Consider the following 23,072-nt stretch of genomic DNA (forward strand, 5'->3'; position numbering starts at 1 on the left):
TTACAGCAATGACAAGGACATCGCCCGGCTGGTCCGCCAGCAATTACGTCTGGGCTGGCTGTTCCATCATGGCAAATGCCATGGGAAGCTCACTGCCCCAGGCAAGGGCTCGATCCCTGTGCCCTGCACACCCAGCGACTGCCGGGCACTGCAAAACTTCAAACTGATGCTGCGGAGGCTCGAATGCCGATAGCCCGCTCCCCCTTTCCCAGCCTGGGTGAGTGCTACCAACTGCTGACCGCCGCGTTCGATACCAAGGCCAGCGACCCAACGCGGCGCAAGCAACTGGCCAGGCTGGCAGACAGCGATCACGACTGGAGCCTGTTTCCCGCGATCAAGCGTGACCTGCTGATCGAACCCCTGGCCCAGCTGGACTGCGAGTTCGCCCAGTACGTGGAAGCCTTCATCGATTATCTGCAGGCGCACTACCTGGATCTGATCAAGAACGTGGAACTCGATAGCCTGAGCCGCGAGCAGGCATTACCGGTACTGGTCGAACACTATGCCGGCCTGGTCGGCGGCTTCCTCCAGCAACTGCAGCAACGCTTCGGCGGCCCGAACCTGGGGCAACTGCTGGACCCGGACCAGACGGCCTTCGGGCAGGTCTTGCAGTGGTATCAGCAGCACAGTGGCGACTCGCTCCAGCAACTGGCCCAGCGCCTGTATCCCGAGAGCAAGGATGCCCGTGACCAACTGGCCCGCTGGCACAACGGCACACGGCTGGCCGACCTGTCGAGCCTCAAGGTCCTGCTCAAGACCCTGGAACAGGCCGCCAGCCCGCCCCTTCTGGTGCGCAACCTGGGGCGCTGGCTGGTGATCGGCCGGGCCCTTGGCTACCTCGATCAACAGCTGCTCGGCGCCGGGCGCGGAGCTTTTCGCCAGCCGGTATTGCAGGCCCTGTTGCTGATGCCCACCCCGGACAGCGGCCGGCAGGCGCTGCGGCGCCTGAATCTGGCGGCCGGCCAGCGCCTGAATATCCTCAAACCCGGGGCCCGATGGCTGAGCGAACACCTTGACCCGAGCCGAGACAAGGACAGTACCTGCCAGGCCCGAACCCGGCAGATGCTGGACGACTTCATCACCCTGCAAACCCGTTATGACGAAGATCACCGCACCGGCTATCTCAGTGCCTGGTACGAGGGCCGCTGGCAGTTGCTCTCGGGCCACTCCCCTGCCGCCCTGCGGCATTACGCCAAGGCCCTGGACGCGGCCCTGTATCGCGCCGGGCCCTTGCAGCTCGGCCTGCTGGAGGAAGCCCTGAGCCTGGCGGCGGCGCTGGAGGACAAGATCCTGCTCAAGCGCATGAAACATCAGGCCGTGGTGCTGGGACTGTTCAGCACCCTGGGCATGGAGCAGGGCCCGGTGATCAGTGACTGGGAAATCATTCAGTTGAAACAGGTCTTCGCACGGCTGTTCCCGCCGCAGGGTTTGTTCCCCCAGGCCGAGCGCCAGGAACTGCAGGTGGAGCGGCCCTTCCTGGCTTTCGACCCTGCCGAGATCGCCCGGATCAAGGTGGACCTGAAGCGCCCCGACCGGGTGATCACCGTGCATGCCCTGGACGGCCAGAAGCGTCGCTATCCGCAATTGCTGTGGTTCGCCTCCGAAGGTCAGGCCGATGCGGTGAGTGCGCTGTTGCAGGCCGGCGCCGACGTCAACCCGGGCGACGAGGCCGCTGGCTCGGCGCTGCTATGCGCCCTGCAATACGCCCACGATAGAAACCAGCGCGGCGCCCTCGACCTGCTCCTGGCCCGGCCTCATGCCGTCGCTACCCTCGACCGCCGCACCCACAGAAAACAACTGACGCCCCTGATACAGGCCATCGACATGGGGGATGCCGAACTGGTGGCCCGACTTCTGCAGATGGGCGCCTCGGCCGACGCGCGAGGGCTGTATCCGCTGCTGACCCCGCTGTATCACTGCCTCGGAAAGCTGTGCCAGGTGCAACGCCCGGACAAGACACTGGAGTTGGTACTCGAAAGGATCGGGCAACAGGACCCGGTCAGCCGCGAAGTCCTGCGCCGGACCCTGGGCAGCAGCGCCGGAACCTTCGGGCAACGGATGCCCATACCACCCGGGCACCCGCTGTATCAACAGGTGCTAGAAATGCTCCTGGAACTGCAGAGTGAACGCTGCGACCCCGGGCAACTGATGCATATCGCGCACCTGCTGCTGCATCACGGTGCCGACCCCAACGCTGTCCACGACTACCCCTGCGCCGGCCGGACCCCACTGATGCTGGCGGCCGAAGACGACCAGTTGGAGCTGTTCAAGGCCATGCTCGCGGCCGGCGGCGAGCCACAGCGCCAGGATCGCGAAGGCGCCGATTGCTGGCAAATCGCCCTGGCCCATGGCGCCCATCGGGTTCTGGCGTGGCTGCGCTCGATGCCGTCCTGAGAACCGTAGCCTGAAACTCTGGGGCGGTTTGACAGCGTCCTGAGCAGTGTGGAATAGTTTTCCATAATAATGGAACAGAGTTCCATTTTATCTCACTGATCGAAAAAGGCCCTGTCATTGTGAGCGACGCTCCCGCTGCAACCCTCCCGCCCCTGGATTGTGATTTGCTGGTGATCGGCTCCGGCGCCGCCGGCCTGGCCTGTGCGGTGACCGCCGCGTGGCATGGCTTGAAGGTGATAGTTGTGGAAAAGGATTCCACTTTTGGCGGTGCCAGCGCTTGGTCCGGCGGCTGGATGTGGGTGCCGGGCAATCCCCTGGCACGCCGCGCCGGCATCCATGAAAACCCGCAGCAACCGCGCACCTACCTCAAGCATGAGCTGGGGGAGCGCTACGATGCCGCACGCATCGACGCCTTTCTGGATAACGGGCCGCAGATGGTGGCCTTCTTCGAACAACACACGGCCCTGCAATTCGTCGACGGCAATGGCATCCCGGATATCCACGGCCAGGTGCCCGGGGCCGGGATCGAGGGCCATCAGGTGATCGCCGCGCCGTATGACGCCCGGGCCATCGGCCCACTGCTCAAACGGCTGCGCAAGACCCTGCGGGAAACCTCGTTCCTGGGCATGCCGATCATGGCCGGGGCCGACCTGGGGGCCTTTCTCAGCATGACCCGTTCCTTCAGGTCGCTGCTGCATGTGGCCGGGCGCTTTGCCCGCCACCTGCGGGACCTGGCGCTACACGGACGGGCCATGCACCTGGTCAACGGCGTGGCGCTGATCGGCCGGCTGGGCAAGTCCGCCGAGGACCTGGGGGTCAACCTGCTGGAGTCCACCCCGGCCCGCTCGCTGCTGCGCAATAGCCAGGGCGTGCAGGGCGCCCTGGTGGACACGCCTGAGGGGCCGCGGGAAATCCGCGCCCGGCGTGGAGTGCTGCTGGCCGCCGGCGGCTTCGCCAATGACCTGCCCCGCCGCCAGGCGTTGTTTCCCCGTGCCCAGGGGCCGGACGAGCACCTGGCCCTGCCGCCGCGCAGTTGCTGCGGCGACGGCATCCGCCTCGGCGAACAGGCCGGTGCCGTGCTGGCCACGGACCTTGCCAGCCCGGTGGCCTGGGCCCCCGTCTCTCGGGTGCGGCATGCCGACGGCAGCATCGGCCTCTTTCCCCACATCATCGACCGGGCCAAACCCGGGCTGATCGGCGTGCTGGCCAACGGCAAGCGTTTCGTCAACGAGGCGGACGGCTACTACGACTACACCGCGGCCATGCTGGAGGCGGTTCCCGCGGGCGAGGAAGTGGCGTCCTGGCTGATCTGCGACCACCGCTTCCAGCGCCGTTACGGCCTGGGTTATGCCCGGCCCTTCCCCCTGCCGGTGGGGCCGCTGGTGCGCAGCGGCTACCTGGTACGGGCCGACTCCATCCAGGCCCTGGCCAGCCAGTGCGGCATCGACCCCCAGGACCTTGCGGCCACGGTGCAGGCATTCAACCAGCATGCCCGCAACGGCCAGGACCCCGAGTTCGGCCGCGGCTCGACGCCCTACAATCGCAAGCAGGGCGACGCCCTGTATCCCGGGCCCAACCCCTGCGTGGCGCCCATCGAACAGGGGCCTTTCTACGCGGTGAAAGTGCTGCCCGGCAGCTTCGGCACCTTTGCCGGGCTCAAGACCAACGCCCAGGCCCAGGTGCTGGATTCGCACGGCACGGCGATCCCCGGGCTGTATGCCGCAGGCACCGACATGGCCAGCGTGATGGGCGGCTTTTATCCCTCCGGCGGTATCAACCTGGGGCCGGCCATGACCTTCGGCTACATCGCCGGGCGCCATGCGGCTGGGGTCAGTGACTACGAAGTGCCGCTGGATCCTGGTGCCGAGGCCACCCGGGGCTGAGCCGCCAGGACGGGCTCAGGGGCCCCGGCCATCGCCGGCGTCCTCATTGACCAGCGGCGCCTGCAACTGGCGTTCGAGCTGCTGGCCGAGGTAATACACCCCGGCCATGACCCCATGCTCGGGGTCATGCAACTGCCTGGCCCAGGCCTGATCGAAGGCCGCGCCCAGGTCCCGTCGGGTCTGGGCCTGCAGGTCTTCCCGGTCATGGTCCTGGACCAGCGCCCGGACCCCGGCCACTCCCACGGAAATCAGCGCGCCGGCCACCCGCCCCACCGCCGCAGCCACCGCACCGGCCACACTGCGGCTGGCGAACTGGGCCTGGAGCTTGTCACTGGTCACCTGCGCCACCTGGGACACCCCCGGGGCCGGCGCTCCCTGTTCGCCGGTCGGGGTGCCATGGATCTGCTGCAGCAAGGGCCCATAGGCGGGCAAGCGGGCAATGGGCTCGGCCCGTATCAATTGGTTCAAGGAGGCGCGCTGCTCGGGGGCCGGCCCCAGGTCGATGGCCAGCACCTGGTCCAGATGGAGTTCCAGTTGCGGTGCCGGCAGTGGGTAACGGCTGCGGATCTGCGCCAGTTGCTGGCGCAGCAACTGCACATAGAACTCCATGGCCTCGCCGGTGATCGCATCGGCATCGACTTCCAGCGCCACCGGTGCCAGCACCCGTTCCTGGTACTGCTCCTGCAAGTAGGCCGCCAGGCGCCGGGAAGCTTGCCCGGCGTCGCCTTTATCGTTCAGGGAATACCAGCCGACCTTGAGCGACAGCCATTCCTGGGTCCAGTAGCCGCTGAACCAGGGAATGAAGTTTTCCTCGGTCTGCTGGTAGACCCGGGTCCGCCAGTGCTCCATGGAGCCCTGGGCATAGACCTCGGCCTGTTCAGTGGCGCTGCGGGAGGCTTCCAGCAGTTCATGGTTGACCTGGCGCCAGGTGGCCGGGCTGACCGGCATCGCGGCCACCGGCTCGGGGACCCGATGGGCGCAGCCGGCGAGCACCAGCATCAGCACCAGGACCCCGTGGCGGCAGCAGAGCATCGTTGGCCGCAAGGCATGTACCTCCCGCAAAGGCCGCGCCAGGCTCGACAGGTCGCCCTGGCGTTCCAGCAGTATAGGTAGCGCAAAGGCGGGCCCGATCGATTGCGAGCCGGGCTTTTTTCCTGCACCACGAAGAAACACTGCCACCGCCTACCGGCCCTCGGTATATTGCGCCCCGGCGCCTGCGCCACGGATCTGCCCCCTACAAGGAACCCCCATGCTCTACCGTATTGCCGCCGACAGCCTGGTGCTGTTTCACCTGTCCTTTATCGTCTTCGTGCTGCTGGGCGGCCTGCTGGTGCTGCGCCACCCGCGGCTGATGCTGCTGCACCTGCCCGCCGCGGCCTGGGGCGTGGCAGTGGAAGTGCTGCACCTGGAGTGCCCGCTGACCCGCTGGGAAAACCTGCTGCGCCACGCCGCCGGCCAGGACGGCTACGGCGCCGGCTTCATCGAGCATTACCTGATCCCGCTGATCTACCCCGCCGGGCTGACCCCGGGCATTCAGCTGTGGCTGGGCAGCCTGGTGCTGCTGATCAACCTCTGGGTCTACGGCTACCTGGCCCGACGCTGGCTGCGCAAGCGCCGCGCCTGAGCCTGCCGCCAGCCGGAACGGCGCACCGTTCCGGCCTTGCCTCCTCTGTTCGCCCCTCTATGAAACAGCCGAGACAGCAGCGCCGACGCCTGAGGCAGGTGTTTCGCTATATACTTTTGTATATTGCGATTTCACACCCCCGAGATTTGCCCATGCACTGCCCCTCATCCACCCCGTTTTGCCTGCCCTCGCAGGCGCTTGAGGCCGACTCGGCAGCGCCCCGGGTGCCAGCGCCAGCCCGCCAGGAACGCCGCTCGCGCCTGCGGCATCGGCAACTGATCCTCGATGCCGCCCGCAACGAGTTCGCCGCCAAGGGCTTCAGTGCCTGCCAGACCCTGGATATCGCGCTGTGCGCCGGGGTGCCCAAGGCCAACCTGTACTACTACTTCCACACCAAGGAAAACCTCTACGCCGAAGTCCTGCAGCCCCTGCTGGAACCCTTGCACCAGGCGTCGCGGCTGCTGCACCCGGAGGCCGATCCGGCGCAGGCGTTGCAGGCCTACATCGAGGCGCGGATGCAGATCGTCGAGGATTTCCCCCTGCGTTCGAAGATTCTCTGCAGCGAGTTGCTGCACGGCGCGCAGCAGTTGCCAGAGGCCTGGCGTGAAAGCCTGGAGGCGCAGAACCGCAGTGAAATCGCTTGCCTGCGCAATTGGGCCGAACGCGGCCTGATCCGCGCCATTGCCCCGGAGCACCTGCTGCTGTTCATAGGAGCGGCGACCCAGACCTACCCCACCCTGGGCTGGCAGATCGCCCTGATGAGCGGCGTAGCCCAGCCCTCCAGCAGGGACTTCCAGAGCGTCGCGGCCACCCTGACCCGCATGGTGCTGGCCGGGGCACTGCCGGCGCTGGCGAGCGCCCAGGGGCTACCGGCCCGGGCCCTGGCGATCTAACCCGGTTCGAGTTCGCCCAGGCGTTCGCAAGCCAGGGTCAGGGCCTGCCAGGTCGGCTCGTCAGCGGGAATCAGGTGTTCGATGCGCAGCGACGCCACGGTAATGTCCTGGGGCATGCCGAAGGTGGTGAAGGTGGACAGAAAACGCAGCTCGCCCCCGGGCCCGCGCACCCGGGTCAGCAGCAACGGCTCGGCCGGGCTCGGGGTAGCCGGCGACTCTCCGGGGAACGGCAGGCCGGCCAGCAGCGCCGCCAAGCCGGGGTCGCCCATGGCCTCTCGGGAGGCCCGCTGCCAGGCCACCTGGCGCACCTCCTCGGCATTGATCAGGCAGTCACCGAAACCACCGGGCTCCAGCAGGGCCGTCAACAGGTTGAAGCCCTGTTCCATGGCGTGTTGCGACAACCCCAGCAGTTGGAACAGCGCCGCGGTAGCCTGATTGGCCGCCAGCACTTGCCAGCCACTGTCGATGACGATGGCTGGCGCCGGGTTGTTGGCCTTGAGCAGGTGCATCAGCGCTGCGCGCACCGGCGCCAGGCCGGGGTCGGCCAGGGGCAAGGCGGCGTAGCGCGGCGCATAGCCCGCGGCGAGGAACACCCGGTTGCGCTGGGGCAAGGGGGTGTCCAGGGTGGTCAGCAGCGCATCCAGCAAGGCCGGGCTGGGCTGGGCGCGGCCGGTCTCGACGCAGCTCAGGTGGCGCTGGGAAATCCCCGCCTGCAACGCCAGGTCTAACTGGCTCAAGCGCGCCTGGCGCCGTAACTGGCGCAACTGTGCGCCCACCGGCAAGGGCCCGGCGCGGGGAGCTTCAAGGGTGCAGGGCATGGCGGCGCGACCGCTGTCGGGCACAGGCATCCCGGCTCAGCCCACACGCTTGCAGAAGATCAGTTCGGGGTCCTGCCCGTCGAGGTTCTCGATCACCCCACTGGGCTGGAAACCGGCCTTGGCAATCAGGCCCCGGGCCGCCAGGTTCGACTGGTTGGTGGAGATGAACAGCCGGGGCGTGCGACAGGCCTGCTCGGCGGCGTCGAGCAAGCGCCGGGCCACGCCCTGGCGTTGCTGCCCCGGAGCCACCACCACCAGGGACACGAAGCCATGGTCGAAGAAGTCATGGTTCAGCAGCAGGTAGCCGACGACCCGGCCGGCCGCCACCTCCACCCAACCCTGGCCACGGCCCACCGCCACGCGTACGGCATCGCCCCGGCTGGCGTGGGCCTGGGCATAGGTGTCGCACTCGAGCATGGCCGGCACATCATCGGGCCCGGCCACGCGGATCACCCGGCCTGCGCCGGGAGCCTGCTGGTTGGAAGTCATCGCTGTTCAATCCTTGAAAGTGAAAGTCGCACCGCCCCAGCTGACAGCCTGAAGCGCCCCGCTGTCTATGACCTGGGGGGTCATTGAGTGACAACAGGCTTGCCACTTAGCCTGTTCGCTCCCGCTTGTTCAAGGATTTTCACCGTGAAAAACACACTCTGGCGACTCTGCATCGGGCTGTTCGTCGGCCATGAGCTGGATGCCGTGGCGCAGCGTGAATGGCGCCTGCTGTATGGCCTGCGCAACCTCGACCCCATGCTCGGGCAGCACCTGTTCATTGCCCTGCACGTCCCCCTGTGTGCCGGGCTGGTCCAGCTGTGCGGCCATCGGCGCCGTCGCGTGCGCGAGCTTGCCCGCCAGTGGCTGGCGGCGCTCGCCCTGCTGCATGCCGGATTACATCAACGCCTGCGCGACGACCCGCTGTACCTGTTCGACTCCCTGCTGTCGCAAAGCCTGATCTTTGGCTGTGGCGCAGCCGGCCTGCTGTATCTGCTGCTGGGCCTGGCCACCCGCAACCGCCGCGCCGTACACCCTGCCCATCCCTGATCGAGGACTGCGCCATGCGCCACCCTTACCCCGCCCTGCTGGCTCTACTGGGCTTCAGTGCCTACACCCTGTACTGCCTGTTCCAGGCCGAACAGTCGCTGCTGCAATTCGGCCTGCAACTGCTGTCGCGCCCGGACACCGCACAAGTGGTGATCGACCTGTACCTGATGGCGCTGCTGGCGGCTGCGTGGATGCTGGGAGACGCCCGCGCCCGTGGGCGCTCCTGGCGTTCGGTGCTGCCCTATCTGCTGCTGACGGCGGTCTTCGTCTCCATCGGGCCCTTGCTGTACCTGGTGGTTCGCGACCTGCGCCCGCCCCGGCAGCCACTGGCCGGCGGCGCTTGAGCGCGGGCTTCAGATCAGGCGCTGGATCTCCTTGTGGCGCCACACCAGCTTGAAGTAGCAGACCTGCAGCACCAGCATGGTCAGGTAGGCCACCGGGAACGCCATCCACACCCCTTGCAGGCCGAAATGCGCGTCCAGCACATAGGCCGCCGGCACCTGCACCCCGAGGATGCAGAAGATCGAGATCGCCACCGGCACCAGCACCGTGCCGCTGGCGCGCATGATGCCGCCGACCACCGCCTGGAAACCGAACACCAGGATGCTCCAGAGCATGATGTGCAGCAGGTGCTGGGCCTGCACCAGGGCTGCCGGGTCGATGATGAACAGGCCCAGCAGCCGGTGGGAAATCAGGTAGCCGAGCAGCACCAGGGCGCCGGTGAGGCACAGGTTGATCGCAAGCCCGGTACGCAGGATCGGGGTGATGCGCTCCAGGCGCCCGGCGCCGATGGCCTGGGCGCCGAGGATCGAGGCGGTGATAGCGATCGACAGCGCCGGGAACTGCACGTAGTTGACGATCTGGGTCACCGCGCCATAGGCCGCCGTGGCCTGGGAACCGTGGCGGTTGACCAGGGCCAGGATCACCAGTTCGGAAAGCGAGATGACCACCATCTGCACCCCGGTGGGCAGGCCGATGCGCAGCACCTTGCCGAGAATCGCCCGGTTCAGCCGCAGCGCCGCTAACAGCGCCCGGTCCGGGGCCAGGGGGTGGTCGCGGCCACTCAGGCGCCAGACCAGAAACCCCATGGCCAGGATATTTCCCGCCAGCCCGGCGAAGGCCGCACTCTGGATACCCATGGGCGGCAGGCCCAGCCAGCCACGGATCAACGCCGGGGTCAGCAGCAGCCCCGCCAGGGTCGAGACCATCAAGGCCAGCAGGGGCGACAGGGTATCGCTGACACCCCGCAGCAACTGGGTGTAGAGCACGAACACCAGCAGCAGCGGCATGATCAGCATCATCACCCGGGCATAGCCCACTGCGTCGTCCAGTACATCCGCCGGTGTGCCCAGGCCCTGCAGGGCCGGGCGGGCGAACAGCATGCCCAGCACCGCCCCCAGCAGGCCGATCAAGGCCCCCAGCATCAGGGTACTGCCGGCCACCGACTTCACCGCATCCAGCTCCCGGGCACCCCAGGCCTGGCCGATCAGCACCGAGGCACCGGCCCCCAGGCCGATCACCAGGGCAATGAAGAAGAACACGATGGGGAACATCCCCGACACCGCCGCCAACGCCTGGGTGCCCAGCAACTGGCCAATGTAGATACCGTTGAGGGTGCCGGAAAACGACTGCAGGAAATTCGACAGCACCATGGGCAGCAGGAAGACCAGGTACACCTGCCAGAGGGGGCGCTGAGGGGAAATGGACATGAAAACAGGCAACCTCGGATCAAGAGGACGAAGGGCCGCGAAGAAGCCCCATGGCACGGGGCTCGCGTCGGACCTGAAACATGTAACAACCCAGGCCGCGCACGGCGTTCCGACAGCGCGGCCCGGGGTTTATATCAGTGGTTGACGTCGACCACCACCCGCCCGCGAACCTTGCCTTCAAACAACTCGTGGGCGACGGTCAGGGCCTCTTCCAGGCCCACTTCGCGGGTGATCCGCTGCAGGTGCTGCTGGTCCACCTCGGCGGCCAGGCGTTCCCAGGCATGCACCCGCTCGTGATAGGGACGGGTCACGCTGTTGATCCCCAAGAGGCTCACCCCACGCAGGATGAAGGGCGCCACCGAGGCCGGGAAATCCATGCCCTGGGCCAACCCGCAGGCGGCCACCAGGCCATCGGCGGCGGTGCCGGCACAGACGTTGGCCAGCGTGTGGCTGCCCACCGAGTCGATGGCCGCCGCCCAGCGTTCCTTGGCCAGCGGACGCCCCGGCTGGGACAGCTCGGCGCGCTCGATGATGCGGCTGGCGCCCAGCGCCTTGAGGTAGTCGGCCTCCTCCGGACGCCCGGTGGCGGCGATCACCGAGTAGCCCAGGCGCGACAGCAGGCTGATGGCAAAACTGCCGACCCCGCCGCTGGCACCGGTGACCAGCACCTCGCCGTGTTCGGGGGTCAGGCCGCTGCGCTCCAGGGCGATCAGGCAGAGCATGGCGGTGTAGCCGGCGGTGCCGATGGCCATGGCCTGGCGCGCGCTGAAGGCTTCAGGCAGGTGGATCAGCCAGTCGCCCTGCAACCGGGCCTTCTGCGCCAGCCCGCCCCAGTGGCTCTCGCCCACGCCCCAGCCATTGAGCAGCACCTGTTCACCCGGGCGAAAGCGCGGATGGCTGCTGGCTTCGACGGTGCCTGCCAAGTCGATACCAGGGACCATGGGAAACTGCCGCACCACCGGGCTCTTGCCGGTGATTGCCAGGCCGTCCTTGTAGTTCAGGGTGCTGTAGGCCACCCGCACCGTGACATCGCCCTCAGGCAGTTGCGCCTCCTCCAGCTCGCGCAGATGGGCGCGATAACCTGCAGTGTCTTTGTCGATCACAATGGCCTTGAACATCATGGACTCCTGTTGGCAAGGGAGGCTGCAGCGCTGGCTGCAACGGCGTAGAGCGCGAACGCGCCATCCTACGCAAGCCTCTGCAAGGCGTCCATGAGCCTCCCCCCTCCCCACCCGCGACGCTCGAAACAGCCCACTGCCCACGCCGGCGTCGCGTATCGCAGTACAGCCCGGCGCGCCCGGCCTGCCGGAACCGGGGCGTGGAGTAGCCCGGGCGTGGCAGAACCTGGCCCCAGAGCGCTACCATGCGGCGGCATCTGCCCCCTGACCGAACGGATTTCCGACCTTGTCCCATCTCCTGGAAAAAGCCGCCGCGCGCGGCGACCTTGCTGCTCTCGAGCGCCTGCTGGATGCGGGTGCGGACCTTGAATGGCAGCACAAGGGCACCGGCCGCACGGCCTTGCTGGCCGCCACTATCGCCGGGCACCGGCCGGCCGTGGCGCTGCTGCTGGCGCGCGGCGCGAATGTCCTGCAGCCGTGCAAGGCCCTGGGCTACAGCCCCCTGGCCTGGGCCGCCAGCCACGGCGACACCGCCCTGGCCGAGTTGCTGATCGCCCATGGCGCAGCGCTCGAACAGGCCAGCCCCGAACTGCAACGCACCGCCCTGATGAACGCCGCCCAGGCTGGCCACGAGGCAATGGTGGCCTTGCTGCTCGAGGCCGGCGCCAACCCCTCGCCCGTGGATTTCCAACAACGCAACGCCTGGTCCCTGGCCGAAGAAAATGGCCATGCCCAGGTCATGCAACAGCTGGAGCAGGCCGGTGCCGGGGCACCGCCAGCACCTGCACCGGCCCCTTCCCTGCCCTGGCCGCCGCTGGTGCCTGGCACTGACAGCAGCGCAGATCCGGTCACCCAGGTGCGGGCCTATACCCTGGCTTTGTACGCCTGGGAACAGCGCGGCAATGCCCTGGGCCACGACGCGCTCGACGCCGCCTTCTGGGCCGAACCGCAACAGTTGCTCGAACGTTTTTGTACCCTGCGACCGCGGGCCTATCCGCGAGCCTCCTATGGTTACCCCACGACCCACGCCGAGGCCGACGAACTACTGGGCTGCCAGTTGCTCAAGCCCGCCCAGGCCGAAGTGCTGGTGCGCGACCCGGCGTCCCGGGCCCTTTGCTACGAGCATCGCTTTGTGGTCAAGCGGGTTGCCGGCCAATGGCGCATCGACAGCGTCAAGCGCCGCCTGGCCGGCACCCAGAAATGGGCAAACGCCATTCTCTAGCGGGGGCAAGGGGCAAGAGCGAACGGGCGCAGCCTGCTCGACGTGCGGCACGGTTCGAGCCCGTCGCCCTTGGCGTGCAGTCGCCCGCCATCACCACCGCTGTCCAGATCCGCGTTGAAACACGTGCCGACAAGCCCCTGGCCCGACAGCAGGCGGCCGCCAGCCAGCAGCAATTGCTGGTTGGCGGGCGGGCTGCTGCCCGTGGTTAAATGCCGCCCCGAAAAAATGACCGGCCCCGCTGATGACCCCTCTCGCCCTCGCCACCCTCAACCAGCACCTGTTGACCGCCCTGGCCGCCGCGCCCGGCGAAACCCGGCGCCTGTTCCATGGCCGCGGCCGCTGCTGGCCTGGGCTGGAACAGCTGACCGTGGACTGGCTGCAGGGGGTAGTGCTGGTGTCCTTGTTCAAGGAACCCGAAGGCGGGCAACTCGAAGCCCTGCAGCAGTTGCTGGCGGACCTGGGCTCGACCCCGCAATGGGTGGCCAGCGGCGCCCGCAGCCTGATGCTGCAACACCGCTACCTGCCCGACAGCCGTGGCGAGTGGCTGCTGGGCGAGGCCATCGACAGTTGCACCATCACCGAGGAAGGCCTGCGCTACCAGGTGGACCTGGGCAGCAAGCAGAACAACGGGCTGTTCCTCGACATGCGCTACGGGCGCAACTGGGTGCGGGCCAATGCCCGGGGCAAGAATGTCCTGAACCTGTTTGCCTATACCTGCGGCTTCTCGGTGGCGGCGATTGCCGGCGGCGCCGAGCGGGTGGTCAACCTCGACATGTCCCGGGCGGCCTTGAGCCGCGGCCGCGACAACCACCGGCTCAACGGCCACGACACCAGCCGGGTGAGCTTCCTCGGCCATGACCTGTTCAAGTCCTGGAGCAAGGTCAAGCAGGGCGGGCCCTATGACCTGGTGATCATCGACCCGCCGTCGTTCCAGAAAGGCAGCTTTGTCCTCGGCAAGGACTATGCGCGGGTGCTGCGGCGTCTGCCGGAGTTGCTCACGGCCGATGGTTGCGTCCTGGCGTGCATGAATGATCCGGCGTTTAGCGTGGATTTTCTTCTGGAGGGGATGGCCGAAGCGGCGCCGGGGTTGCGCTTTGAACAGCGGCTGGAGAACCCGCCGGAGTTTCCGGATGCGGATCCGCAGTGCGGGCTCAAGGCACTGGTATTTCGGCATGGGGCATAGGCCTTGATCCTGGCTGGATAGCCGTTGCTGCAGCAACGGGCATCCAGCCAGGCCCTTACAACTCCATCCGATACTCGATCACCCCCGGCTTGTGCGCCAGCCAGTCATACAACCGTTGCGCCCGCTTGTTGCTCTCCTGGGTATGCCAGTACAAACGAGCGCACTGGTGTTGCCGGGCAAAGGCCTGCACCCACTCGATCAACAGTTTCCCCGCCCCGCTGCCGCGAATCGACGGGGCCACGTACAGGTCTTCCAGATAGCAGAAGTCGCCGACGGCCCAGGTCGAACGGTGCAACACCAGGTTGACGAAGCCGATGACTTCATCGTCCTGCACCGCCACCGCCGAATACATCGGTTCCCGCGAATCGAGGAAACGCTCGAACGTGCGGCGACTGACCTCTTCGCTCAGCGTCACCTGATAGAAATCCTGATAGGCCAGCCACAGCGGCAGCCATTGCTGGTAATCCCCAGGCTGAATCGCCCGTACCGTCACCGCAGGTTGTTGATCGCTCATTGCGCGCTCCTCTTGATCATCCACACCGGGATCAGCCCCGGTTATTGAAGAGTGCGCAGGTTAGTGCGTGAGTGGCGGATTTTATCAGGCCAATTCTGCCATCTGTAACAGACCACTTTTCCCAACCCCTCACAGCCCGGGCTGCTGATGGGTCACGCAGTGAATGCCGCCGCCCCCTGCGGCGATAGCGTCGATATCCAGCTGGATCACCTGCCGCCCGGGATACAGGCTGGCCAGCAGGCTATGGGCCTTGGCGTCGGCCTGCCGGTCACCGAACTGCGGTGAGATCACCGCCCCATTGATCACGAAATAGTTGATGTAGCCGGCGGCGAAGTCCGGGTTGCCCCGGCTGAAGCGGTTCTGCCGGGGATTCATCGGCGGCGACAGGGTATGCACCTGCAGCTTGCGACCATCGGCGTCACTGGCGGCTCGCAGGATCTCCAGGTGCTCGAGGGTTACCGAGTGGTCATAGGAGTCGGGATCGTTGTCGAGGTTGGCCACCACCACCCCCGGCCTGACGAAACGCGCATAGAAGTCGACATGGGCATCGGTGATGTCCCGGCCCTTGATCCCCGGTAGCCAGATAATCTTGCGCAGGCCGAGGCAAGCCTTGAGTTCCTCTTCGACCTCGGCCTGGCTCCAGCCCGGGTTGCGGTTGCCGTTGATCCAGCTGCTTTGGGTCATGATCCCGGTGCCGTGGCCGTCCACCTCGATGCCGCCGCCCTCGCCCACCAGTTCGCTGCGCAGATAACGGGCGCCTGCAGCGTCGGCCATCTGCCGCGCCAGCCGGGCGTCCCTGGCGTGGCGCTGTTTGTTGCCCCAGCCATTGAAGTTGAAGTCCACCGCGCCCAATCCGCCTTCCCCATCGACGACAAAGTTGGCACCGATGTCGCGCATCCAGATGTCGTCCAGTTCGGTGCTGACAAAAGTGATGTTGTGCGAGCCGCACAGCTGCTCGGCCAGGCCGCGCTCCTCTGCCCGGCAGAACAGGGTCAGGGGTTGATAGGCGGCAATTGCCCGGGCGATCCGCCCCTGGGCCTGTTGCACGTCGCCGGTAAAGTCTTCCCAGATGGCCTCCTGGGCACCAAAGGCCATGAAGGCCCGCTGCTGGTGGTCGCCTTCATCGGGCAGGTACCAGTGGCCCTGCTCCCCGGCCCGGGCACTGCGCGATCCCAGGCCGAGGGCCGGCATGGCGGCGACAGCGGCCAGCAACGAGGCCTGTTTGATCAGTTGACGTCGGGTGGGCATTGGACGGTTCTCTTGTCGAAGGTATTGCATGAAAAGGTTCGGGGGTGCGGCGCGGGCCCTCGCCGACACGCCGGCTCCTACCCGGGAGTGTAGGAGCCGGTTTGCCGGCGAACCGCATGGCGCCCGGTCAGTGGCGGGCAGCGGTGGCCGTCTTGAACTGGGTCCAGGTGCGCATTCGAGCCCGCATATCGGCCTGGGGAATGTCGCGGCCGGGAATCAAGCGTTCGAAGGTGGCGGCATCCGGGTAGATATCCGGGTTGTTGCCCATCTGCGGGTCGACACTTGGCCGCGCCCGGGCATTGGCCGTGGGGTAGCCGGTGAAGTTACTGATGGCCGCCATGTTCTCTGGTCGGGTCACGAAGTTGATGAAGGCATAGGCGTATTCCGGGTGCCGCGCATCCTTGGGGATCGCCATGGTGTCCATCCACACCGTGGTGCCTTCCCGTGGAATGCGGTACTGGAACTCGACCGCTTTGCCTGCGGCGTCGGCGGCGCGCTGGGCCTGGGTCATGTCACCGCTGTAGCCCAGGGACAGGCACAGGTTGCCATTGACCAGGTCGGTCACCGGCTGCGACTGGAACTTGCGGATATAGGGCCGCAGCTTGCCCAGCAGCTCGCCGGCGGCCCGCAGATCCTCGGGCCGGGCGCTGCGCGGGTCGCGCCCCAGGTAGTGGAGCGCCACCGCCAGCACCTCATCCGGCGAGTCGATCAGGGAAATTCCGCAATCGGCGAAGCGCGCCGCCAGCTCCGGCTTGAACAGCAGGTCCAGGCTGTTGACCGGGGCGTCGGGCAGGCGCTCGGCAATCTGCCGGGCGTTGTAGGTCAGGCCGATGGTGCCCCAGGTGTAGGGCACCGTGGCCTGGCGGGCCCCGGGGTACTGGGCGCGCAGCTTCTGCAGGCCGGGCTCGATGTCGTCCTGGCCGGTCAGCCGGGCCGGATCCAGGGTCTGCAGGCTGCCGGCGCGCATCAGGCGCTCGGCCACGGTGTCACCGGGAAAGATCAGGTCGTAGCCGCTGCCGCCGGTCATCAGCTTGGCTTCCAGCACTTCGCTGCCCTCCATCACGTCGTAGATCACCCTGATCCCGGTTTCGGCGGTGAAGCGCGCCAGGGTATCGGCGGCGAAGTAGTCGGCCCAGTTGTACAGGCGCAGGGTCTTGTCCTCGGGTTCGGCCTGGGCCTGGAGCGCTACCAGGGTCAGGGCCAGCATGCCCGCGCAGCGGCGTTTCCAGCGTTTGCCTGTGGTCTGCATGTCATGCCTCCCGGGGGTTCCAGCGTGGGTGAAGGTGGTGGCCGTCCAGGCTCAGCAGCGGCCCGTACATCTCCGGGCGACGGTCGCGGAAGATGCCCCAGGTGCGACGCTCCTCGGCCATGGCGGCCAGGTCCAGGCGCTGCAGCAAGACCCCTGTGCTGTCACGATCGGCCTCGGCCAGCAGCCGGCCCTTGTGGTCGCAGATGAACGATGAGCCGTAGAAATCCATGTGCAACGCCGGGTCACCGGTAGCCACTTCACGGCCGACCCTGTTGGCCGCCACTACCGGCAGCAGGTTGGCCGCCGCGTGCCCGCGCATGGTCATCTGCCAGTGATCCCGGGAATCCAGCCCGGCGCTGCCCGGTTCGCTGCCGATGGCGGTGGGAAACAGCAAGACCTCGGCGCCTTGCAGCGCCAGGCAGCGGGCGGTCTCGGGGAACCACTGGTCCCAGCAGATGCCGATGCCCAGGCGGCCGAAAGCGCTGTCCCAGACCTTGAAACCGGTATCGCCGGGGCTGAAGTACTCCTTCTCCTGATAACCCACGGCGTTGGGAATGTGGGTCTTGCGGTACACCCCCAGCAAGCGGCCGTCGGCATCGGCGACGCTCAGGGAATTGAAATAGGCCGTACCGGCCCTTTCGAACCAGCTCAGGGGCAGCACCACACCCAGCTCCCGGGCCAGGGCGGCGAAACGCTGGAGCACCCGGCTCGCGGGGTACTCCTCGGCCAGGGCCAGGTGCCGGTGCTGCTGTTCGATGCAGAAGTACGGGGTGGCGAACAGCTCTTGCAGGAGGATCACCTGGGCGCCCCGGGCTGCCGCTTCGCGCACCAGCTGTTCGGCGCGCTCGAGGTTGCCCGGCAGGTCCCAGGTGCAGGGCATCTGGGTGGTCGCGACGGTCAATGGGTTCATGCCTGGGCCCTCGTTGGCCATTGGGGTTGCTGCTGGGTGATGCAATGCACGCCACCGCCGCCGTGGGCCAGATGGTTGATCCGCACCGGCACCACCTGCCGGTCAGGGAAGGCCCGGGCCAGCACCTGGGCCGCTTGCTGGTCGGCGGCGATGCCGTAGGCCGGCATGATCACCGCGCCATTGGCCAGGTAGAAGTTGGTGTAGGAGGCGCAGAACACCTCGGCCCGGTGGTCCACCGCGGCGCTGGCCTCGAACAGCTCGATCAGCTCGAAGGCGCGCCCGCGGGCATCCCGCGCCAGCTCCAGGGCACGACGGTTCTCGCGCACCACTTCGGCGTACACCGAGCACCGGTCATGGGTGGCATCCACCAGCAGCACCCCGGGGCGGGCAAAGGCGCAGACCCCGTCGACATGGCCGTCGGTCATGTCCCCGGTCACGTGGTCCGGGTCCCCCGGCAGCCAGATGATCTTCTGCACACCCAGCAGGCGCTGGAAGATCGCCTCGACCTCGGCCTTGCCCAGGCCCGGATTGCGGTTGGGGTTGAGCAGCACCGATTCGGTGGTGATCAGGGTGCCCTCGCCGTCCACATGGATGGCCCCGCCTTCGTTGGCCAGGGGCGTGCCGAAGCAAGGCAGCCCCAACTGGTCCAGCAGGCGCCGGGCCAGGCTGCGGTCCAGGCTGTGCTCGGACTTGCCGCCCCAGGCGTTGAAGCGCCAACTGACCCCGGCCAGCCCCAGCTGCGGATGGCAGATGAAACTCGGGCCGGAATCCCGGCACCAGCTGTCGTCCACCGCCTGGGGGACCAGCTCGACATTGGCGCCACACAGGCGTCGGGCACTGTCCAGGGCAGAGGGGTCGACCACCAGTTTCACCGGTTCGAAACCGGCGATGGCATTGGCCACCCGGGCGAAGTCTGCCTGCACCTCGGCCAGGGTCACGCCCCATACCGATTCCCACAACCCCCGGTTGTGGGGCCAGACCATCCAGGTCGCCGCGTGGGGCGCCCACTCGGCGGGCATCCGCCAGCCACTGTCCTGCCTGTCATTGCCTTGCATGGGCCCTGCACCTCTCAAGTAAGGTTTTGTTATCAATCAACCAACAAGGTTGAAACACAGCGCCCATGCTATGGCTTTGAAAAACCGCCAACAAACGATAGATTTAGCGCACATCTGATCAGCCAGGCTTATCAATCATGCTCAAACACTGGCCACCCCTGAATGCCCTGCGAGGCTTCGAAGCCGCCGCGCGCCTGGGCAGTTTTCACCAGGCGGCGCAGGAACTGCACCTCACCCAATCGGCCATCAGCCAGCAGATCCGCAGCCTGGAAACCTTCCTCGAACAGCCGCTGTTCCATCGCAGCGGCCGCAGCGTGACCCTCACCGACGCAGGGCACGACCTGCGCAGTACCACCCAGTCGCTATTGCAACAACTGGCGGTGGGCATCCGCCGCCTGGAGCAGTACCGCAAGCCCAACCAGCTGGTGGTCAATACCAGCCCGGCCTTTGCCCGCCACTGGCTGCTGCCGCGGCTGGGGGAATTCCATCGCCTGCACCCGGAGGTGGACCTGTGGCTGTTCACCAGCTTCGAGCCACCGGACATGAGCACCCAGACCATCGACCTGACCTTGCGCGACGACCTCAGCGCCCAGGCCGAATGCAGCTACCTGGAGCTGTACAGCGACCGCCTCTACCCTGCCTGCCACCCCAGCGTGCTGGCGCAACCCGAAGCACTGCGCACCACCTTGCATGGCGAGCGGGAAATGGACTGGAGCCACTGGCTGGTGGAAGGCGGCAGCGACATTGGTCAACGCAGCAACGGCCTGAACTTTTCCGACCCGGGCCTGCTGCTGGACGCCGCCTGCGCCGGCCACGGCATTGCCCTGGTCAGCCAGCTTCTGAGCCAGCAGGCCCGGAGCCAGGGCTTGCTGAGCCCTTTGTGCGAACAGAGCGTGCGCGGCCCGACCTGGGCCTGGCTGATTCACCGCGACAGTGAAAGCAGCCCGCTGACCCGCAGTTTCTCGCAGTGGCTACAGGCTGCGCTGCAGGGTTCGGCCGAAGCTTGAGGCGCCCGCCCGGCAAGGACTGGAGCGATGCAAAACCGCTTTCCATTCCTGCCCCTAACCCCACGCGTGGCGGCGACTTAAGCTGGCGCCAGTGCAATCCGCACTGCCTTCCAGGAGCCGCCCGTGCCCCCGATCCACGACATCAACTGGCCGCTGTGGCTGTCCACCATGCTGCCCATGGCCCTGAGCGCCGGCCCCGGCAATCTGATGGTGGCCAGCTCCGGCGCCCGCAGCGGCGTGCGGCGTTCCCTGCGCTTCATCTGCGGGCTGGACCTGACCTACCTGCTCCTGGCGCTACTGGTGGGGCTGGGGCTGTATCACAGCCTGGCGGCGTACCCAGGGTTGCTCTGGGGGCTACGGATAGCGGGCAGCCTGTACATTTTCTGGCTGGGCCTGCGCCTGCTGCTGCGGCCGTTGCGCAAGCCTGGCGAGCAGAGTGAAGCCCTGCAGTTTCGTGATGGCGTGATGCTGCAACTGGGCAATGTGCAGGGTCTGGTGATGCTGCTGGTCATGTTCTCCACCTTCAGCCCGGGCGCCGATGCGGGCACTGCCGTGGTGCTGGCGCTCAGCGCCGCGCTGATCGCGGTGAACCTGTTCGGCCACCTGCTGTGGGCCAGCCTGGGCTCAAGCCTGCAGCGGCTGATGCGCGACCGCCCGCGCCTGCTGCTGGCGCAGAATGCGCTGTTCGGCTTGCTGCTGATGGCGGTGGCCGGGTGGCTATTGCTGCGTGGCGCCTAGCGCGTCAGCCGGCCTTGCCCTCACCCTGCAAGCCCTGGCGCGCCAGCAGATCGCAGAGAAATTCCGCCACCCGCTCGACCCGCTCCAGGCCCTGGGTCGCCAGGTTGCGCAGCAGCCAGATATCCGCGCGGTGAGCCGGAGCCTGGGGCAACACCCGGTGCAGGCCCAGGGGTTCTGCGATATAGGCCGGCAAGGCGGCAATCCCCAGGCCCGCCTGCACCGCCTTGAGCTGCGCCTCCAGGTTGCCGGTGCGCATCCACAACGGCTGATTACCGCTGAGCTGGTCCAGCCAGCGGGCCAGGGGCATATGGGCCAGGGTCTGGTTCCAGCCGATCAGCGAATGCTGGCGCAGCTCCGAAGGCTTCTCGGGGCAGCCATGGGCTGCGGCATAACCTGGGGAACAGAACAGCGCCTGGGTCAACTCGCCGACCCGGCGCAGGGTGAAGTTGCCGGCTTCCGGCCGTTGCAGGCGCAGCAGCAGGTCGCTGTGGCTCTGGGTGAGCTTGACCGAGCGCGCCGCATTGACGAAATCGAAGCTGATCTGCGGATGCTGCAAGCGAAACTGCGCCAGTGCGGGAATGATCAGGTGGCTGCCCATCAACTCCGGGCATTCGATGCGCACCACCCCGGCCATACGCGCGCCCGGGCGGGACAACTGGCGTTCCATCAGGCGCAAGCGCTCCTCGATCTCCAGGGCCATGGGCAGCAGGGCCTGGCCGGCTTCGGTGAGGAAATAGCCCTGGGTGGTCTTGAGGAACAGCACGCTGCTCAAGGCCTGCTCCAGCACCAGGATCTTGCGCGAGACCGTCGAGGCCGACACCTTCAGCGCCTGCCCGGCGTCGGTGATGTTGCTGGCATTGGCGACGGCAATGAAAAACCGCAGATCGTCCCAGTTCACGCTTACCTGCCCTATCCCTGAAAACCCAGGCCCGGGATCTTATGCGAAATAAGCAGCGCAGCGGTCAGACTTTTCTCCTGTAAAGTGCCCAAAATCTTTCCTGCCCACGGATCGGGAGCCCCCATGCTGGAACTGCACACCCCCCGCCTTAACCTGCGCCCCCTGAACGCCCATGACTGGGAGCTGTTCCTGGCCCTGCACAGCGACCCGGAAAACCTGCGCTATGTCTGCGATCCGCTCTCCCGGATGCAGATCGAGGAGCGTTTCACCTCGCGCCTGCCCCATTGGGACATGGATTGCGACCACTGGCTGTGCCTGGTGATCCGCGATCGCCACAGCGGCGAGGAGCTGGGCTTCACCGGCCTGCGAGTCAGCGACCGCTCCAGCGCCGAAGCCGAGGTCGGCTACCTGCTGGCCCCCGGTCATCAAGGCAAGGGCCTGGCCACGGAATCCCTGCGCACGCTGATGCAGTACGCCCGCCACAGCCTGGGCATCAAGCGCCTGGTGGCCACGGTCACCGACGGCAATGCAGCGTCCTGCCAGGTTCTGGAGCGATGCGGTTTCGTCTTCCAGCAACGTGACGAAGGGGCCTTCCGCAGGGGTGGCGAAGACTTCGACGACCTGATTTTCAGCTGCCCCCTGACGGCCTGAGTGCGGGTTTGCGCGACCCCGCCTACGCCTGCCTGGCGTGGGTTTTTCTTGACAGCGAAAATTCCCAACGGCTATTGTCTGACAACCTGACTACCAAGGTTTTACCCACCCATGCTTGAACTCCAGCGACCCGACTCTCTCGTTGTGCGCGTGGTCAATGCGATCCGCACCGAGATCGACTCCGGCCGCCTGGCCCCCGAATCGCGCCTGCCGACCGAGCAGCAACTGGCCGAGCAGTTGAACGTCAGCCGCTCGGTGATTCGCGAGGCCATCGCCCAGCTCAAGGCCGACGGCGTATTGATCGCCCGGCGTGGCCTGGGTTCGTACATTTCCAAGACCCCCGCCGGCACCGTGTTCCGTTTCCCCCAGGGCGATGGCCGCCTGCCGGACCTGGCGCAGATGTTCGAGATGCGTTTGTGGATCGAAACCCAGGCCGCGTCGATCGCCGCCCAGCGCCGCGACGCCGCCGACCTGCAACGGATGCAGGGCGCGTTGCAGGAAATGCACGACAAGCGCAGTGATTTCGAAGCCGCGGGGCTGGCCGACGTGGAGTTCCACCGGGCCATCGCCGAGGCCAGCAAGAACGACTATTTCGTGGCCTTCCATGATTTTCTGCGCAGCCAGCTGACCAGCGCCCGCAAGGCCGCCTGGGAGAACTCGGCGCTGCGCATGGTGGGCGGTTCCGCCGATGCCACCCAGGAACACCAGGCGCTGTACCAGGCGATTGCCGCTGGCGACCGCCAGGCCGCCGCCGGTTGCGCCGACGCCCACTTGCGGGCTTCGGCCAAGCGCCTGGGCCTGGAGCTGCCGACTATCGATTGACCCCAGCTTCACGCTTCGAGCCGCATGCCACGGCCTGCGGTTTTTTGTCGGATTAGTTAGTCTGACAACCTGATAACCAGACCGAAACGCATTGGATCCAA

Annotated in this window: 23 protein-coding genes; 12 read left to right on the top strand and 11 right to left on the bottom strand. The window is 66.9% G+C overall.

Translation table 11 applies throughout. The features are described from left to right. The first annotated feature begins 183 nt into the window (after positions 1-183). A complete protein-coding gene (locus M2395_RS08710) occupies positions 184-2,394 on the top strand; it encodes an ankyrin repeat domain-containing protein (RefSeq protein ID WP_077933890.1) in 2,211 nt (736 codons plus the stop codon). Positions 2,395-2,513: 119 nt separating this feature from the next. Then, positions 2,514-4,277 (top strand): FAD-dependent oxidoreductase, encoded by a 1,764-nt coding sequence (locus tag M2395_RS08715; RefSeq protein ID WP_123430973.1) that lies wholly within the window; start codon positions 2,514-2,516, stop codon positions 4,275-4,277. 15 nt (positions 4,278-4,292) lie between these two features. Here the strand turns inward: M2395_RS08715 and M2395_RS08720 are convergent, their stop codons facing one another. Continuing rightward, complete coding sequence (locus tag M2395_RS08720; protein ID WP_227454085.1) at positions 4,293-5,321, bottom strand: hypothetical protein; 1,029 nt, start codon at positions 5,319-5,321, stop codon at positions 4,293-4,295. Positions 5,322-5,526: 205 nt separating this feature from the next. On the opposite strand from M2395_RS08720, the gene M2395_RS08725 reads away from it, so the two are divergent. Both M2395_RS08725 and M2395_RS08730 read left to right on the top strand, forming a co-directional pair. After that, on the top strand, positions 5,527-5,901 hold the full coding sequence (locus M2395_RS08725; protein WP_011060745.1) for a DUF2784 domain-containing protein: 375 nt from the start codon (positions 5,527-5,529) through the stop codon (positions 5,899-5,901). Positions 5,902-6,053: 152 nt separating this feature from the next. After that, positions 6,054-6,794: a TetR family transcriptional regulator C-terminal domain-containing protein gene (locus M2395_RS08730; protein WP_185057792.1), complete on the top strand. Its 741-nt coding sequence runs from the start codon at positions 6,054-6,056 to the stop codon at positions 6,792-6,794. Here the strand turns inward: M2395_RS08730 and M2395_RS08735 are convergent. Together M2395_RS08735 and M2395_RS08740 are read right to left on the bottom strand one after the other, a co-directional pair. After that, complete coding sequence (locus tag M2395_RS08735; protein WP_123430975.1) at positions 6,791-7,642, bottom strand: helix-turn-helix domain-containing protein; 852 nt, start codon at positions 7,640-7,642, stop codon at positions 6,791-6,793. The two genes, M2395_RS08730 and M2395_RS08735, sit on opposite strands and share 4 nt — an antisense overlap. A gap of 6 nt (positions 7,643-7,648) precedes the next feature. Then, the gene (locus M2395_RS08740) at positions 7,649-8,101 is read right to left on the bottom strand and encodes a GNAT family N-acetyltransferase (protein ID WP_053150808.1); all 453 of its coding nucleotides are present in this window, start codon (positions 8,099-8,101) and stop codon (positions 7,649-7,651) included. A gap of 144 nt (positions 8,102-8,245) precedes the next feature. On the opposite strand from M2395_RS08740, the gene M2395_RS08745 reads away from it, so the two are divergent. Further along, entirely contained in the window at positions 8,246-8,647 is a 402-nt protein-coding gene (locus tag M2395_RS08745) for a DUF6713 family protein (RefSeq protein ID WP_185057793.1), read from the top strand. 14 nt (positions 8,648-8,661) lie between these two features. Next, positions 8,662-8,991 carry a DUF2834 domain-containing protein gene (locus M2395_RS08750; RefSeq protein ID WP_011060740.1) on the top strand — a complete coding sequence of 110 codons (330 nt, stop codon included), beginning with the start codon at positions 8,662-8,664 and terminating at the stop codon, positions 8,989-8,991. 9 nt (positions 8,992-9,000) lie between these two features. Here the strand turns inward: M2395_RS08750 and M2395_RS08755 are convergent, their stop codons facing one another. After that, entirely contained in the window at positions 9,001-10,356 is a 1,356-nt protein-coding gene (locus tag M2395_RS08755; protein ID WP_123430977.1) for an MATE family efflux transporter, read from the bottom strand. Positions 10,357-10,490: 134 nt separating this feature from the next. Next, complete coding sequence (locus tag M2395_RS08760; protein WP_123430978.1) at positions 10,491-11,474, bottom strand: MDR family oxidoreductase; 984 nt, start codon at positions 11,472-11,474, stop codon at positions 10,491-10,493. 286 nt (positions 11,475-11,760) lie between these two features. Here M2395_RS08760 and M2395_RS08765 point away from each other — a divergent pair, with 286 nt between their 5' ends. Both M2395_RS08765 and M2395_RS08770 read left to right on the top strand, forming a co-directional pair. Beyond that, positions 11,761-12,696, top strand: a complete 936-nt coding sequence (locus M2395_RS08765; protein WP_123430979.1) for an ankyrin repeat domain-containing protein — start codon at positions 11,761-11,763, stop codon at positions 12,694-12,696. Positions 12,697-12,937: 241 nt separating this feature from the next. Further along, entirely contained in the window at positions 12,938-13,879 is a 942-nt protein-coding gene (locus M2395_RS08770) for a class I SAM-dependent methyltransferase (protein WP_123430980.1), read from the top strand. Positions 13,880-13,934: 55 nt separating this feature from the next. On the opposite strand, the gene M2395_RS08775 is transcribed toward M2395_RS08770, so the two are convergent. The 5 genes from M2395_RS08775 to M2395_RS08795 form a co-directional block, all read right to left on the bottom strand. Continuing rightward, on the bottom strand, positions 13,935-14,393 hold the full coding sequence (locus M2395_RS08775) for a GNAT family N-acetyltransferase (RefSeq protein WP_077933884.1): 459 nt from the start codon (positions 14,391-14,393) through the stop codon (positions 13,935-13,937). Positions 14,394-14,522: 129 nt separating this feature from the next. Then, positions 14,523-15,641 (bottom strand): agmatine/peptidylarginine deiminase, encoded by a 1,119-nt coding sequence (locus tag M2395_RS08780; protein WP_041117493.1) that lies wholly within the window; start codon positions 15,639-15,641, stop codon positions 14,523-14,525. 127 nt (positions 15,642-15,768) lie between these two features. Continuing rightward, positions 15,769-16,848 (bottom strand): extracellular solute-binding protein, encoded by a 1,080-nt coding sequence (locus tag M2395_RS08785; RefSeq protein WP_053151495.1) that lies wholly within the window; start codon positions 16,846-16,848, stop codon positions 15,769-15,771. 43 nt (positions 16,849-16,891) lie between these two features. Then, positions 16,892-17,800 carry an N-carbamoylputrescine amidase gene (aguB, locus tag M2395_RS08790; RefSeq protein ID WP_077935007.1) on the bottom strand — a complete coding sequence of 303 codons (909 nt, stop codon included), beginning with the start codon at positions 17,798-17,800 and terminating at the stop codon, positions 16,892-16,894. Next, complete coding sequence (locus M2395_RS08795; RefSeq protein ID WP_077933883.1) at positions 17,797-18,855, bottom strand: agmatine/peptidylarginine deiminase; 1,059 nt, start codon at positions 18,853-18,855, stop codon at positions 17,797-17,799. Before M2395_RS08795 ends, aguB begins: the two co-directional genes overlap by 4 nt. A gap of 137 nt (positions 18,856-18,992) precedes the next feature. Between M2395_RS08795 and M2395_RS08800 the strand changes: the two genes are divergently transcribed. Both M2395_RS08800 and M2395_RS08805 read left to right on the top strand, forming a co-directional pair. Further along, complete coding sequence (locus M2395_RS08800; RefSeq protein ID WP_077933882.1) at positions 18,993-19,862, top strand: LysR family transcriptional regulator; 870 nt, start codon at positions 18,993-18,995, stop codon at positions 19,860-19,862. Positions 19,863-19,985: 123 nt separating this feature from the next. After that, a complete protein-coding gene (locus M2395_RS08805) occupies positions 19,986-20,600 on the top strand; it encodes a LysE family translocator (RefSeq protein WP_053150793.1) in 615 nt (204 codons plus the stop codon). A 4-nt stretch (positions 20,601-20,604) separates the two neighbouring features. Here the strand turns inward: M2395_RS08805 and M2395_RS08810 are convergent, their stop codons facing one another. Further along, positions 20,605-21,498 carry a LysR family transcriptional regulator gene (locus M2395_RS08810; RefSeq protein WP_123430981.1) on the bottom strand — a complete coding sequence of 298 codons (894 nt, stop codon included), beginning with the start codon at positions 21,496-21,498 and terminating at the stop codon, positions 20,605-20,607. Between the two features lie 123 nt (positions 21,499-21,621). Between M2395_RS08810 and M2395_RS08815 the strand changes: the two genes are divergently transcribed. Then, positions 21,622-22,149 carry a GNAT family N-acetyltransferase gene (locus M2395_RS08815; RefSeq protein WP_123430982.1) on the top strand — a complete coding sequence of 176 codons (528 nt, stop codon included), beginning with the start codon at positions 21,622-21,624 and terminating at the stop codon, positions 22,147-22,149. Positions 22,150-22,260: 111 nt separating this feature from the next. Continuing rightward, positions 22,261-22,971 carry a FadR/GntR family transcriptional regulator gene (locus tag M2395_RS08820; RefSeq protein WP_011060731.1) on the top strand — a complete coding sequence of 237 codons (711 nt, stop codon included), beginning with the start codon at positions 22,261-22,263 and terminating at the stop codon, positions 22,969-22,971. Positions 22,972-23,072 lie beyond the last annotated feature (101 nt).

Source organism: Pseudomonas sp. BIGb0176 (assembly GCF_024810175.1).
GTDB classification, from domain to species: Bacteria; Pseudomonadota; Gammaproteobacteria; order Pseudomonadales; family Pseudomonadaceae; genus Aquipseudomonas; species Aquipseudomonas protegens.

Excerpts from the sequence above, each read along its gene's own strand:
- M2395_RS08710 (WP_077933890.1), top strand. The coding sequence starts at position 184 with ATGCCGATAGCCCGCTCCCCCTTTCCCAGCCTGGGTGAGTGCTACCAA.
- M2395_RS08725 (WP_011060745.1), top strand. The coding sequence starts at position 5,527 with ATGCTCTACCGTATTGCCGCCGACAGCCTGGTGCTGTTTCACCTGTCC.
- M2395_RS08730 (WP_185057792.1), top strand. The coding sequence starts at position 6,054 with ATGCACTGCCCCTCATCCACCCCGTTTTGCCTGCCCTCGCAGGCGCTT.
- M2395_RS08735 (WP_123430975.1), bottom strand. The coding sequence starts at position 7,642 with ATGCCTGTGCCCGACAGCGGTCGCGCCGCCATGCCCTGCACCCTTGAA.
- M2395_RS08740 (WP_053150808.1), bottom strand. The coding sequence starts at position 8,101 with ATGACTTCCAACCAGCAGGCTCCCGGCGCAGGCCGGGTGATCCGCGTG.
- M2395_RS08750 (WP_011060740.1), top strand. The coding sequence starts at position 8,662 with ATGCGCCACCCTTACCCCGCCCTGCTGGCTCTACTGGGCTTCAGTGCC.
- M2395_RS08755 (WP_123430977.1), bottom strand. The coding sequence starts at position 10,356 with ATGTCCATTTCCCCTCAGCGCCCCCTCTGGCAGGTGTACCTGGTCTTC.
- M2395_RS08760 (WP_123430978.1), bottom strand. The coding sequence starts at position 11,474 with ATGTTCAAGGCCATTGTGATCGACAAAGACACTGCAGGTTATCGCGCC.
- M2395_RS08770 (WP_123430980.1), top strand. The coding sequence starts at position 12,938 with ATGACCCCTCTCGCCCTCGCCACCCTCAACCAGCACCTGTTGACCGCC.
- M2395_RS08775 (WP_077933884.1), bottom strand. The coding sequence starts at position 14,393 with ATGAGCGATCAACAACCTGCGGTGACGGTACGGGCGATTCAGCCTGGG.
- M2395_RS08780 (WP_041117493.1), bottom strand. The coding sequence starts at position 15,641 with ATGCCCACCCGACGTCAACTGATCAAACAGGCCTCGTTGCTGGCCGCT.
- M2395_RS08785 (WP_053151495.1), bottom strand. The coding sequence starts at position 16,848 with ATGCTGGCCCTGACCCTGGTAGCGCTCCAGGCCCAGGCCGAACCCGAG.
- aguB (WP_077935007.1), bottom strand. The coding sequence starts at position 17,800 with ATGAACCCATTGACCGTCGCGACCACCCAGATGCCCTGCACCTGGGAC.
- M2395_RS08795 (WP_077933883.1), bottom strand. The coding sequence starts at position 18,855 with ATGCAAGGCAATGACAGGCAGGACAGTGGCTGGCGGATGCCCGCCGAG.
- M2395_RS08800 (WP_077933882.1), top strand. The coding sequence starts at position 18,993 with ATGCTCAAACACTGGCCACCCCTGAATGCCCTGCGAGGCTTCGAAGCC.
- M2395_RS08815 (WP_123430982.1), top strand. The coding sequence starts at position 21,622 with ATGCTGGAACTGCACACCCCCCGCCTTAACCTGCGCCCCCTGAACGCC.
- M2395_RS08820 (WP_011060731.1), top strand. The coding sequence starts at position 22,261 with ATGCTTGAACTCCAGCGACCCGACTCTCTCGTTGTGCGCGTGGTCAAT.